Annotated in this window: 10 protein-coding genes; 3 read left to right on the forward strand and 7 right to left on the reverse strand. The window is 57.9% G+C overall.

The window, feature by feature from the left end:
- Nucleotides 1-13 precede the first annotated feature (13 nt).
- The 3 genes from HRR99_RS18520 (at nucleotide 14) to HRR99_RS18530 (ending at nucleotide 5,366) form a co-directional block, all read left to right on the forward strand.
- Complete coding sequence (locus HRR99_RS18520; RefSeq protein WP_233124970.1) at nucleotides 14-811, forward strand: alpha/beta hydrolase fold domain-containing protein; 798 nt, start codon at nucleotides 14-16, stop codon at nucleotides 809-811.
- A gap of 49 nt (nucleotides 812-860) precedes the next feature.
- A complete protein-coding gene (locus HRR99_RS18525; RefSeq protein ID WP_233124288.1) occupies nucleotides 861-2,051 on the forward strand; it encodes an efflux RND transporter periplasmic adaptor subunit in 1,191 nt (396 codons plus the stop codon).
- A 123-nt stretch (nucleotides 2,052-2,174) separates the two neighbouring features.
- The gene (locus tag HRR99_RS18530; protein WP_233124290.1) at nucleotides 2,175-5,366 is read left to right on the forward strand and encodes an efflux RND transporter permease subunit; all 3,192 of its coding nucleotides are present in this window, start codon (nucleotides 2,175-2,177) and stop codon (nucleotides 5,364-5,366) included.
- A gap of 84 nt (nucleotides 5,367-5,450) precedes the next feature.
- On the opposite strand, the gene HRR99_RS18535 is transcribed toward HRR99_RS18530, so the two are convergent.
- The 7 genes from HRR99_RS18535 to HRR99_RS18565 form a co-directional block, all read right to left on the reverse strand.
- Entirely contained in the window at nucleotides 5,451-6,188 is a 738-nt protein-coding gene (locus tag HRR99_RS18535) for a copper homeostasis protein CutC (protein ID WP_233124291.1), read from the reverse strand.
- Entirely contained in the window at nucleotides 6,185-7,186 is a 1,002-nt protein-coding gene (locus HRR99_RS18540) for an ABC transporter ATP-binding protein (RefSeq protein WP_233124293.1), read from the reverse strand. Before HRR99_RS18540 ends, HRR99_RS18535 begins: the two co-directional genes overlap by 4 nt.
- A 15-nt stretch (nucleotides 7,187-7,201) precedes the next feature.
- Nucleotides 7,202-8,260, reverse strand: coding sequence for a Gfo/Idh/MocA family protein (locus HRR99_RS18545; RefSeq protein ID WP_233124295.1), 1,059 nt, complete (start codon nucleotides 8,258-8,260; stop codon nucleotides 7,202-7,204).
- Complete coding sequence (locus HRR99_RS18550) at nucleotides 8,257-9,096, reverse strand: carbohydrate ABC transporter permease (RefSeq protein ID WP_233124297.1); 840 nt, start codon at nucleotides 9,094-9,096, stop codon at nucleotides 8,257-8,259. Before HRR99_RS18550 ends, HRR99_RS18545 begins: the two co-directional genes overlap by 4 nt.
- 10 nt (nucleotides 9,097-9,106) lie before the next feature.
- The gene (locus HRR99_RS18555; RefSeq protein ID WP_233124298.1) at nucleotides 9,107-10,054 is read right to left on the reverse strand and encodes a carbohydrate ABC transporter permease; all 948 of its coding nucleotides are present in this window, start codon (nucleotides 10,052-10,054) and stop codon (nucleotides 9,107-9,109) included.
- Between the two features lie 131 nt (nucleotides 10,055-10,185).
- The gene (locus HRR99_RS18560) at nucleotides 10,186-11,445 is read right to left on the reverse strand and encodes an ABC transporter substrate-binding protein (protein ID WP_233124300.1); all 1,260 of its coding nucleotides are present in this window, start codon (nucleotides 11,443-11,445) and stop codon (nucleotides 10,186-10,188) included.
- A gap of 62 nt (nucleotides 11,446-11,507) precedes the next feature.
- Nucleotides 11,508-12,401, reverse strand: a complete 894-nt coding sequence (locus HRR99_RS18565) for an N-acetylmuramic acid 6-phosphate etherase (protein WP_233124302.1) — start codon at nucleotides 12,399-12,401, stop codon at nucleotides 11,508-11,510.
- Between the last annotated feature and the right edge of the window lie 189 nt (nucleotides 12,402-12,590).

Genomic DNA, 12,590 nt, shown 5'->3' on the forward strand with positions numbered 1-12,590 from the left:
CAAGGGAAACGAGATGACCAGCCAATGGCACGCGATCGAATGTAGCGGCGCCACGCGCCCGCCGCTTTCGGTCCGCGTTTATAAGAAGGAAAGCAAAGACCGGACACCGCCCCTTGTGCTCTACTTACGTGGTGGCTCGTTTCTGGAACAGGGCGGTAAGTGCCCAGAATTGCCGGTTGCGCAAGCGTTGGCAGAGAGCGGCGCAGTCGTCATCGAAGCGGATTACAGCACGTCGTCCTGCAACGAGTTTCCGGCTGTGATCGATTGTGCGTTTGAAGCGCTGGACTGTCTGAGCCGTAGCCGCAAACACTATGGTGGCGCCAAATCGCTGCTGTTCGTGGCCGGTGAAGAAGCAGGCGGCAATGTTGCAGCCGGTCTGGCGCTGAAAGCACGGGACCGGATGCCGGGAAAACTGGCAGGGCAAATCTTGCTCTCGCCGATGATCGATCCGCTGATGGCGTCCACGTCCTTTCGGGATGCAGACAAGATCGGCATGCGCCAGCGCTGGGCGGAAGGCTGGAGCCATTATCTGGCAAAGGCCTGCGGGTTTGCCCACCCCTACGCTGCGCCCTGCCTGTGCACACGGCTCAACCGTGTGGCACCGGCGTTGATATTCACTGCCGAGGACGATCCTCTGCGCGACGAGACCGTCAATTATGCCGGTCGTCTGAGTGACGCAGGGGTGAAGGTTCGGCAGCATGTTTTCCCTGCTGGTTCCGGCTGGACAGGGCTTTACCGCGGCGAGGGTGGCAAATGGCTGTCGGCTGTTTGCACCGAGTTTGCGGGTTTTGTTCAAGACCTGAAGCATTAGCATTATTCGAGACCAAAATCGGCTCTGATCAGAGCCAGGAGAGAAACCCATGACGCTGAACAAAAAGCGCCGGGCCCTTGCGGGCGCCGGTATAGGCCTTGCTGTGTCCGTTGCTGCGGCAGCATTTCTGTTCGATCTTCCTATGACCACAGGTGCTGTCGCCGCATCCGGTCCTGCGGAAACACCTGCCATTCCGGTCACAGTCGCCGTCGTCGAAAGCCGTGACGTGACCCATTGGGAGCAGTTTTCCGGGCGATTGGAAGCGGTCGAGCGGGTACAGATACGCTCGCGTGTTGCGGGTCAGATTCAGTCCGTTCACTTCCGTGAAGGTGCGCTGGTAAAGGCCGGAGACGCGCTTTTCACCATTGATCCAGCGCCCTATCAGGCCATCGTATCGGGTGCGGAAGCGCAGGTCGCTTCTGCCGAAGCCAAGGTCGGTCTTGCCCGAACGGAACTGGAGCGCGGACGCAGAATGTCCGATAACCGCACCATTTCGCAAAGCGATCTCGACCAGCGGCAGAGCAATCTGGCAGATGCCGAAGCCCAGGCACGGGCAGCACGCGCAGCGCTGACGACTGCTCAACTCGACCTCAGCTACACCGAACTTCGGGCTCCGGTCTCCGGCCGCGTCGGCAAGCTGGAAATCACCGTTGGCAACCTCGTTGCCGCAGGCTCCACATCACCTGCGCTGACAACACTGGTTTCGGTCGATCCGATCTATGCCAGCTTCAACGCCAGCGAAGAGATGGTCGCAAAGGCACTGTCGCAGCTTCCCGTCTCGGACGGCGCGCTTCAGGCTCTGGAGCAAATCCCCGTCGAAGTCGGTACTCTGGCCGATGAAGGCACGCCGATCAAGGGCACCTTGCATCTCATCGACAATCAGGTCGATAGCGCAAGCGGCACGATCGGGGTGCGGGCTGTGTTCGCCAATACGGATGGGCATCTGATTCCTGGCCAGTTCGTGCGGGTTCGCATGGGTGAGCCGAAGTCTGAAAACCGCATCGTCATCACCGATCGCGCCATCGGCACCGATCAGGACAAGAAATTCGTCTTCGTCGTGGATGGCGAGAACAAGGTGAACTATCGGCAGATCAAGCCGGGTTCTGCGACCGATGGCCTGCGCATCGTCGAAAGCGGACTTGCCGCCGGAGACAAGATCGTCGTCAACGGCCTTCAGCGTATTCGTCCCGGTGCAATCGTTGCGCCGCAGGTGGAAGACAAAGTCGCAGCCTCGCAATAACCCATAAGGGCGGAGCGACACACGGTCCGCCACCCTATTCACTGACAGGAAGAGACCGCCGGAGGCCAATGGCCGCCGTGGCGATTTTCCACACCCAAAATTCACCCGGAGAGGGGTTAATTCATGAACATCTCCAGATTTTTTGTGGACCGGCCAGTCTTTGCTGGCGTGCTATCGGTCCTCATCGTCGTCGCTGGTCTCATCGGCATGCGCGCATTGCCGATTTCGGAATATCCCGACGTCGTGCCACCATCCATCGTCGTGCGCGCCACTTATCCCGGCGCGAACCCAAAGGTCATTGCCGAAACGGTGGCGACACCGCTGGAAGAGCAGATCAACGGCGTCGAAGACATGCTCTATATGTCCAGCCAGGCAACGTCCGATGGTGTCATGACGCTGACGGTAACGTTCAAGCTGGGCACGGACCCGGACAAGGCCCAGCAGTTGGTGCAGAACCGTGTCTCGCAGGCCGAGCCGCGTTTGCCAGCAGAAGTCAGAAGCCTTGGCGTTTCCACCGTCAAAAGCTCGCCCGACCTGATGATGGTCGTCCATTTGGTCTCGCCTGGCAATCAATACGACCTGACGTACCTGCGCAACTATGCCGTCCTCAACATCAAGGACCGTCTGGCGCGGATCGAAGGTGTGGGGCAAGTGCAAATCTTCGGCGCTGGCGATTACTCCATGCGCGTCTGGATCGATCCACAGAAAGCAGCCGAACACAATCTGGCGGCCAGCGATATCAGCAACGCCATCCGCGAACAGAACGTGCAGGCCGCAGCCGGCACCATCGGTGCATCTCCCAGCCTGACGGGCGTCGATCTTCAGCTCAACGTCAATGCTCAGGGCCGCCTCTCAACGCCGGAGGAATTCGGCAACATCATCGTCAAAAGCGGGACAAACGGCGAAATCACGCGCCTGCGGGATGTTGCTCGCGTCGAGCTCGGTGCTGCGGATTACGCGCTGCGTTCGCTTCTGGACGGTGAATCTGCCGTCGCCATTCCGGTCTTCCAGGCCCCTGGCTCAAACGCCATCACCATTTCCGACCAGGTCTCTGCCACCATGCAGGACTTGCAGAAGGCGATGCCGCAGGGCGTGAAATACGAGATCGTCTATGACACCACGCAGTTCGTGCGTGCCTCCATCGACAAGGTCATCGATACGCTGCTGGAAGCCATCGCACTCGTCGTTATCGTCGTCATCCTGTTTCTCCAGACATGGCGCGCCTCAATCATCCCGCTGATTGCCGTGCCGGTATCGATCATCGGCACCTTCGCGGTGATGTATGTCTTCGGCTTCTCGATCAACGCGCTCAGCCTCTTCGGACTGGTGCTGGCCATCGGTATCGTCGTGGATGATGCCATCGTGGTGGTGGAAAACGTCGAGCGAAACATCGAGAACGGATTGTCTCCACGTGACGCAACCTACCGCGCCATGAAGGAAGTGTCCGGCCCGATCATCGCCATCGCGTTGGTGCTGGTCGCCGTTTTCGTCCCGCTCGCCTTCATCTCGGGCCTGTCGGGCCAGTTCTACCGCCAGTTCGCGCTGACGATTGCAATCTCGACGGTCATTTCGGCCATCAACTCGTTGACACTGTCCCCAGCCTTGGCAGCACTGCTGCTGAAAGGCCACGACGCGCCGAAGGATTGGTTGACGCGTGGCATGGACAAGGTGTTTGGCGGCTTCTTCCGTGGCTTCAACCGCGCTTTTGGTGCAGCCTCGAACGGTTATGGCAAAAGTGTCGGCGGATTGCTGAACCGCAAGAGCATCGTCATGATCGTCTATATGGTTCTCGCAGGTGCGACCTACGGCATGTTCAATTCCGTACCGGGTGGTTTCGTGCCCGCACAGGACAAGCAGTATCTGATCGGCTTTGCGCAGTTGCCGGATGCCGCCAGTCTCGACCGCACGGAAGACGTCATCAAGCGCATGAGCGATATCGCCATGAAGCAGCCGGGCGTGGAACATGCGATTGCGTTTCCGGGCCTCTCCATCAACGGCTTCACGAACAGTTCCAATGCGGGTGTCGTCTTCGTGGCGCTCAGCCCCTTCGAAGAACGCACGACACCGGAGCTCTCCGGCGGTGCCATTGCCATGGCGCTCAACCAGAAATTCGGTGCCGTTCAGGATGCCTTTATCGCCATGTTCCCGCCGCCGCCGGTTAACGGTCTCGGCACCACGGGCGGCTTCAAGATGCAGATCGAGGACCGGGCTGGCTTCGGCTATCAGGCTTTGGATGATGTGAATAAGGCATTCCTCGCCAAGGCCTATCAGGCACCTGAACTGGCAGGCCTGTTCTCCAGCTTCCAGATCAACGTGCCGCAGCTCTACGCCGATCTTGATCGCGCCAAGGCAGAACAGCTCGGTGTTTCCGTCACTGATGTCTTCGAGACGCTACAAATCTATCTCGGCTCTCTTTACGTCAATGACTTCAACGCCTTCGGTCGTACCTACAGTGTGCGAGTGCAGGCGGACGCGAAGTTCCGTTCGCAGGCAGACGATATCGGTCAGTTGAAGGTACGCTCGGCGAACGGCCAGATGATACCGCTTTCGGCACTTCTGAAGGTGGATGCCACGACGGGACCGGAACGCACCACGCGTTACAACGGCTTCTTAGCCGCCGATATCAATGGTGGTCCGGCTCCGAGCTTCTCATCGGGCGAGGCACAGGCCGCCATAGAACGCATTGCTGCCGAAACGCTGCCATCCGGTATTGCTTACGAGTGGACGGATCTGACCTATCAGCAAATCCTGGCTGGAAGCTCGGGTTTCCTCGTCTTCCCGCTGGCCTTGCTGCTGGTCTATCTGGTGCTGGCGGCACAATATGAAAGTCTCACGCTGCCGCTGGCCATCATCATGATCGTTCCCATGGGCGTGCTTGCTGCCATGACCGGCGTGTGGTTGACAGGAGGTGACAACAACATCTTCACCCAGATAGGCCTCATCGTCCTAGTCGGTCTCTCGGCGAAAAACGCGATCCTGATCGTGGAATTCGCCCGGGAACTGGAGTTCGAAGGTCGCTCTCCCGTTGCCGCCGCCATCGAAGCCAGCCGTTTGCGTCTGCGCCCGATCCTCATGACATCACTCGCCTTCATCATGGGCGTGGTGCCGCTGGTGATCTCTACGGGTGCGGGTGCAGAAATGCGCTCGGCCATGGGTGTGGCGGTCTTCTCCGGCATGATCGGCGTCACGATCTTCGGTATCTTCATGACGCCGGTGTTCTACGTGCTCGTGCGCAAACTCTCGGGCAACCGCCCGCTGATCCAGCATAAGGAAGAGCCTGCGAACACCGACTACAAGATGGAAAAGGCAGGCTGACCCAGGACGCAACTTGCCAAAAAGAAGGCCGCGAGCTATCTCGCGGCCTTCTTTGTTCGTCAAACAGAATGAGCGTTTTGCAGATCAACCGTTTGAGCCAGTCAGGCGGGCTTTCATGGCGCGAACAATATCAACGCTGGTCCGCTTCATCCCCGAGATCGAAAACCCGTAGTCCTTAACAGCCGTATTTCCGTCTGGAATGCTGATGGAGCAGGAGGAGTGAACCTCTTTCACATCCAGTTGGGCTAGCAATGCATCGACCGTATCGAGATTGACGCCGGACCCGGGCATGATGGAAATCCGCCCAGCCGCGATTTCAACCGACGCCTTGAGGTCGGTTAGGCCATCGATTGCAGAACGCGCACGTCCCGATGTCAGGATACGCTCGAAGCCACAGGCCACGGCGATCTCTATGGCCTCGGATAGATCGGGCACGAGATCGAAGGCGCGGTGCAGGGTTCTGGGGACAGAACCGACAGCGTCTGACAATCGCATCATTGCCTCGGCATCCAGTTGCCCATCAGTCCGACTTACGCCGAACACGACGCCTGACAGACCGCAGGAGGCGGCGAAGAGGATGTCGTCTTCCATAACGGCAAGTTCGTCTGCACTATAAACGAAGTCTCCGACGCGTGGCCTGATCATGGCATAGCAGGGAACGGAAGATCGCCCCGCGAGGCTCATCAGACCGGGAGACGGCGTCAGGCCGCCAACCGCGAGCGCGCTGCACAGTTCGATGCGATCAGCGCCGCCTTCAATGGCAGCCTGAAGGCCATCGACATCATCGACACACACTTCCAGCAAGATGTCCGCACGGCTCATATGATGACGTTGCCACCTGCGTCGAAACGGTGGATGGCCGTTCCGGTGTGCGATGCATAGACAATATCGTCCGGCGCATAGGCATGCTCACCGAACAACCGCACGGTCAAAAGCCCGACCTTTTCGCTTTCCAGATAGACAATCGTGTCGGCGCCAAGATGCTCCACATGCACCACCTTGCCCGCCCATGTGCCGGTATCGCGGGACAGCGAAATATGTTCGGGGCGGATGCCGAGTGTCTTGTATCCGCTCTCGCCAAGGCGACCCGCATCGATGAAGTTCATCTGCGGCGAGCCTATGAAGCCTGCGACGAACAGATTGGCCGGCTTGTTGTAAAGCTCCATCGGCGAGCCCACCTGCTCGATACGGCCTGCATTGAGAACCACGATCTTGTCGGCCAGCGTCATCGCTTCGACCTGATCATGCGTGACGTAGATCATCGTCGCCTTCAGGCGGCGATGCAGCCGGGCGATTTCAAGGCGGGTCTGCACCCGAAGGGCCGCATCGAGATTGGATAGCGGTTCATCGAACAGGAACAGTGTCGGCTCCCGAACGATTGCACGCCCGATGGCGACACGCTGGCGCTGACCGCCGGAAAGCTCGGCCGGGCGGCGTTCCAGATAGGGCTCGAGCGATAGCAGCGACGAGGCCTTTGCAACCCGCGTATCGATTTCGGTTTTAGGCGTTCCCGCCTGCTTGAGGCCAAGCCCCATATTGTCCTTGACCGTCAGATGCGGATAGAGCGCATAGGACTGAAACACCATGGCAATGCCGCGCTTGGCAGGCGGGACCGCCGAGACTTCACGACCGTCGATGATGATCTCGCCGGAGCTGATATCCTCAAGCCCGGCTATGGTGCGCAGAAGCGTTGACTTTCCGCAACCGGACGGGCCAACGAAAATCACGAACTCGCCGTCCTTGACCTCCAGATCGATACCTTTCAGCACATCGACGGTTCCGAAGGATTTGTCAACGGATTTCAGTGTCAGATTACCCAAACGAAGTCTCCAATATCAAAGATCGACCATGCGGCCAGTGCGTGCGCTCTCATCTGCCGCAAGGCAAATGCGAAGGGACTGCACGGCATCGGTCATGTGTCGGTCGAGGTCGATGTCTTCAAGAATGGCTTTGAGCACATAGGCCTGCTCACGGTCGCACAGCTCCTGATGACCGGGCTCACCGGCCATTTGCAGAAACTGGTCCGGCTCGAGGAACTGGCCATCCGCGCCCGTCTGCGCCTTGTGCAGACAGATCGTCGAGGTCTTGGTGTGCGTGTCGATGTCGTCGGATTTCGCGTTCGGGTCCATGACGATGGAGACGCTGCCTTTGGGTGACATCACATCCTTCACGAAGAAGGCTGTCTCCGAAATCATCGGTCCCCACCCGGCCTCGTACCAGCCGATGGAGCCATCGTCGAACATGACCTGCAGATGGCCGTAATTATACATGTCCGGCGCGATCTCATCCGACAGGCGCAGGCCCATGCCGCGGACCGACACCGGCTTGGCATCGGTGATCTGGCACATCACGTCGACGTAATGGACGCCACAATCGACGATCGGCGGCGTGGTTTGCATCAGCGCCTTGTGCGTCGCCCATGTCTTGCCGGAGGATTGCTGGTTGAGGTTCATGCGAAAGACGTAGGGACCGCCAAGCTCGCGGGCAAGCGAGATCAGCTTCATCCATGAGGGATGATGGCGCAGGATATAGCCGACCACCAGCTTGCGGCCATTGGCGCGGGCGCAGGCCACCACGCGTTCGGCATCTGCCACCGTTGTCGCCAGCGGCTTTTCCACGAAGACATGGCAACCGGCCTCCATCGCCTTGATCGCAAAGGCCGCATGGCTGTCGGAATAGGTATTGATCGAGCAAAGATCAGGCTTCAACTCTGCCAGAGCGTCATCGAAAGAAGGCAGAACGCTATGGTTCGAAAGCGGTGCTGGCAGGTCAGGGGTCGAGCGATTGACGAGACCGACGATCTCGAAGCCCGGATTTGCGGCATAGGCCAGCGCATGGCTCAGCCCCATATTGCCGAGGCCAGCGACCAGAACCTTCAGGGGTTGCGCACTCATTTGACCGCTCCTGCCGTGATGCCACGGATCAATTGTCGCGAGAAGATCGTGTAAAGAACAAGCACCGGAGCGATGGCCAGCGACAGTGCTGCCAGCACCGCGTTCCAATTCGTCACGAACTGGCCGATGAATATCTGCGCACCGAGAGTAATGGTTTTTGTAGCTTCGCTAGGCGCCAGAATGAGCGGAAACCAAAGGTCATTCCAGATAGGGATCATGGTGAAAACCGCAACAGTCGCCATAGAAGGACGGATGAGCGGGAGAACCAGCCGGAAGAATATCTTGTATTCTGAGAGACCGTCGATACGCCCGGCGTTCTTGAGATCATCGGAAACCGTGCGCATGAATTCCGATAGAATGAAAATCGCCAGTGGCAGACCCTGCGCGGTGTAGACCAGTATCAGCGCAGTCCTTGTATTGACGAGCCCCGTCGCCACCATGCCCTGGAGAATGCCGATCGTGCCGAGGCGAATGGGGATCATGATGCCGAGGGCCATATAAAGCCCTAGCAGCGTATTGCCGCGAAAACGGTATTCGGACAAGGCAAATGCCGCCATGGCCCCGAACAGCAACACCAGCGCAATGGAAACGATCGTCACGATCAGCGAATTCTGCATATAGTGCACGAAATCGCTTTGCCCGAGAACCGTGACATAGCCGATAATATCGAAGGTTGAAGGCAATGGCGGCTGCATCGGATCGCGGAAAATCGCATTTCGCGACTTGAACGAATTCATGATGGTCAGCACGACCGGGAACAGTGAAATCGCGGTGTAGGCCAAAAGGACTGCGTGGGCGGACGCCGTGCGGGCCAGTGAGGAGCGTGCTTTCGACATCTCTTTCTCCTCAGAACTGATAACGGCGCATACGGCGCTGAATGGTGAAGAGATAGAAGCTGACACCGGCCAGAATGATGAGGAACATCACGGTCGCGATGGCCGCCCCCATGGATCGATCACCGAGTTGGAGCTGGAAACCGAAGAAGGTGCGGTAGAGCAGCGTGCCCAGAATATCGGTGGAGCCATCAGGCCCGGCCAGTGCCCCCTGCACGGTGTAGATCAGATCGAAGGCATTGAAGTTGCCGACAAATGTCAGGATGGAGATGATGCCGATTGCGGGCAGGATCAGCGGAAGTTTGATTTTCCAGAACTGGCTCCAGCCGGTGATGCCATCCATCTCGGCAGCCTCGATCACCTCGTCAGGAATGTTGAGAAGGGCTGCATAGATCAGCATCATCGGGATGCCGACATATTGCCAGACGGAGATTAGCGACACTGCAATCAACGCGGAATTAGGTCGTCCCAGCCATGGCGCAAACAGAAACTTGAGATGCACGATATCGAGCAGCGTCGGCGCGATGCCCCACAGAGGCGACAGGATCAGCTTCCAGATGAAGCCAACGATAACGAAGGACAGCAGCGTCGGCAGGAAGATGGCGGTGCGGTAAAACGCCGAAAAACGAAGCTTGGGCAAAGACAAGAGCGCCGCCAGCGCAACGCCGATCGGGTTTTGCACGAGCATATGGATGATGAAAAAGTAGATGTTGTTGACCAGCGCATTCCAGAAACTGACGGACCATCGATCCTCCAGAAACAACGCCCTGAAATTATCGAGACCGACGAAAACGCGCTGTCCGTCGATTTCGCGGAAGAAGGAGAGCCACAGGGTGCTGCCCAGTGGCAGGATCATGACGGCGGTATAGACCAGAAACGCCGGTAGCATGAAGACGATGATGTGCCACCGAAACGGCCGCCGGATCGATCTTTGGTCGCTTGAAGTCACATCGGGGTTCATGGGGTCGGTCCGGGGTGTTGGGAAAAACAAGATCGCTGATCTGCGCAAACGGTACGCCGCACGTGTCAGATAGCAAACGTCCGCAAGGCGTGGCATGGCGGTGTTTAGACCGCCATGCTCTACGCGATGCGTTACTTCGCAGGCTTGTACCAGCCGTTGAGACCCTTTTGTAGCTTTTCAGCTGCCACTTTGGGCGTGTCCGTTCCGTTGATCACGTTTGCGGATTCGACCCAGGTCTCGTTTTCAAGATTGGGCGTGCCGCGCGACAGGATCTGGTAGGTCGAGCGGATCGTCGGCTTGCACTTTTCGCGCCATGATACGAATTCCTGTGCCAGCGGATCGGCCATCTTTACCGCCGTCTTGTTCAGGCTGAAGAAGCCCGGCAATGCGTTGGCGTAGAGATCGGCAAATTCTGCCGACGAAACCCAGGTCAGGAACTTAGCGGCTTCCGCAGCGTGTTTCGATTTCGCGTTTACGCCCATGCCGATGTCGGTGTGGTCAGAGATGTAGCAAGCATCGCCTTCCTTTTCGACCGGAGGCGGGAAAGCGCCCATCTTGAACTGAGCCTGCGTGTTGAAGCCGGATATTTCCCAGGAACCTGCCGGATAGATCGCAGCGCGACCAAGCGTGAACAGGTTCTGGCTATCAGGATAGGTCTGCGCTTCGAAACCGTCGCCAAGGTAGTCCTTCCACTTCGCCAGCACTTCGTAAGGCTTGACCCAGTCAGCATCCGTCAGCTTCTGCTCGCCCTTGATCAAAGCCAGACGGCCTTCTTCACCCTTCCAATAGTTGGGACCGATGTTCTGGTAGCCCATTGTTGCGGCTTCCCAGAGGTCTTTGGTGCCCATGGCCATCGGCACATAGGTGCCGTCCGCCTTGATCTTGTCGAGCGCGGCAAAGAACTCGGCCTGTGTCTTCGGAACCTCAATCTTCAGAGCGTCGAAAGCGTCCTTATTGTAAATGAAGCCGTGGATGACCGAAGCCATCGGTACGCAGAATGTGGATGCGCCATCGTCCGTGGACCATGCGGATTTCGCGACATCCGAAAAGTTTTCCATGCCGGGGTTCTTGGTCAGATCACCGAGATAACCCTTCTTGAACAGCTCAAGCGAGGCGTCGAACGGGCGGCAAGTGATGAGATCGCCAGCGGAACCGGATTCCAGCTTGGCATTGAGCGCAGCATTATACTCCGTTGGCGCCATAGGCTGGAAGTTCAGCTTGATGCCGGGGTTCTTGGTTTCGAATGCTGGAATTAGCTTGTCTTTCCAGATCGCCAGATCGTCGTTACGCCAGCTTTCGATGGTCAGCGTCACATCGGCGGCGGATGCGATGCCGGAATAGCTTACAAGACTTGCGCCCAGCAGCAGTGCCTTGGTGAGATTACGGGTCATTTTCTTATTCTCCCTCTTGGTGTCACGCCGCAACGACGTGCATCACTTGTGATTTTCCCAGTTTATCCGCCGATCGATTGAAGCGCGCGCCTGACATTGTGGCCGCTTTCCTCCAATATGCTTTCAGCTGAATTCTTGTCTTTTGCACCTGCCGCCAGCAGGATCGCGATCTTGACCGAACCGGACGCCTTTTCCACCAATCTTCCGGCCTCTTCGACCTCGATCCCGGCAATGCCGGACACGATACGGGCAGCGCGCGCAACGAGCTTGATATTATCGGCACACAGATTGACCATATAGCCATCATGAACATGCCCGAGGTGGATCGCCATCAGAGTCGAGAACATATTGAGCGCGATCTTCTGCGCCGTCCCGGCACCCATGCGCGTTGAACCGGACACGAATTCCGGCGGCGTTTGCAGCAGGATCGAAACATCTGCACCGTTAAAGAGTTTCGCCTGCGGATTGTTGGCGATGGCCACGACCTTGGCCCCCCTTGCCCGCGCGACGTCGGCAACAGCCAAAGCATAGGGCGTGGAGCCGCTGGCCGAGATGGTGACGACGCAATCGTCTTCACCGATGGCACCTTCGGCATCGATCCTCGCCTGCTCGACATCATCTTCGGGGCCGCCGGGCATATCGGACAAATTGCTCGTTCCACCCGCAAACAGGATTGCGATCTGGTCACGACCGATGCCGTAGGTTCCCGGCAACTCGAGAGCGTCGGCCATCGCCATCAGACCGGAACTTCCAGCACCCGCATAGACGAGGCGGCGCCCGCTAGCGATAGCATCGGCGGCGATCTTTGAAGCTGCGGCAATGGCTTCAAGCGAAGCATCGACCGCCCTTGCGGCATCTTGCTGACCGGCACTGAGAAGCGCCAGGACGTCACTCGGCACCATCGTGTCGAGGCCCTTCGCCTTCTCGTGCAAACCTTCGGTGCCGCCTGCGTTCATTCAAAAACTCCCTCGGGCGAATTTAATGCCAAAAAAATACCAATTGTCCAGCAACTTTTAACAAGAGGTTTATTTCTGGCAGCTGAAATTCGTTTTCTCGTCGTCAATACAATGAATTTGCTCGATAATTTTTAATGGTTTTGAATTTTCACTTTGCCCCTTGGAAATTGGTATTTTTTTGGTATCTTC

Origin of the sequence: Agrobacterium vaccinii, from assembly GCF_021310995.1 — a bacterium.
Taxonomy (GTDB): Bacteria; Pseudomonadota; Alphaproteobacteria; order Rhizobiales; family Rhizobiaceae; genus Agrobacterium; species Agrobacterium vaccinii.

Coding starts and splice junctions, on each gene's coding strand:
- HRR99_RS18520 (WP_233124970.1), top strand. CDS start 14: ATGACCAGCCAATGGCACGCGATCGAATGTAGCGGCGCCACGCGCCCG.
- HRR99_RS18525 (WP_233124288.1), top strand. CDS start 861: ATGACGCTGAACAAAAAGCGCCGGGCCCTTGCGGGCGCCGGTATAGGC.
- HRR99_RS18530 (WP_233124290.1), top strand. CDS start 2,175: ATGAACATCTCCAGATTTTTTGTGGACCGGCCAGTCTTTGCTGGCGTG.
- HRR99_RS18535 (WP_233124291.1), bottom strand. CDS start 6,188: ATGAGCCGTGCGGACATCTTGCTGGAAGTGTGTGTCGATGATGTCGAT.
- HRR99_RS18545 (WP_233124295.1), bottom strand. CDS start 8,260: ATGAGTGCGCAACCCCTGAAGGTTCTGGTCGCTGGCCTCGGCAATATG.
- HRR99_RS18550 (WP_233124297.1), bottom strand. CDS start 9,096: ATGTCGAAAGCACGCTCCTCACTGGCCCGCACGGCGTCCGCCCACGCA.
- HRR99_RS18555 (WP_233124298.1), bottom strand. CDS start 10,054: ATGAACCCCGATGTGACTTCAAGCGACCAAAGATCGATCCGGCGGCCG.
- HRR99_RS18560 (WP_233124300.1), bottom strand. CDS start 11,445: ATGACCCGTAATCTCACCAAGGCACTGCTGCTGGGCGCAAGTCTTGTA.
- HRR99_RS18565 (WP_233124302.1), bottom strand. CDS start 12,401: ATGAACGCAGGCGGCACCGAAGGTTTGCACGAGAAGGCGAAGGGCCTC.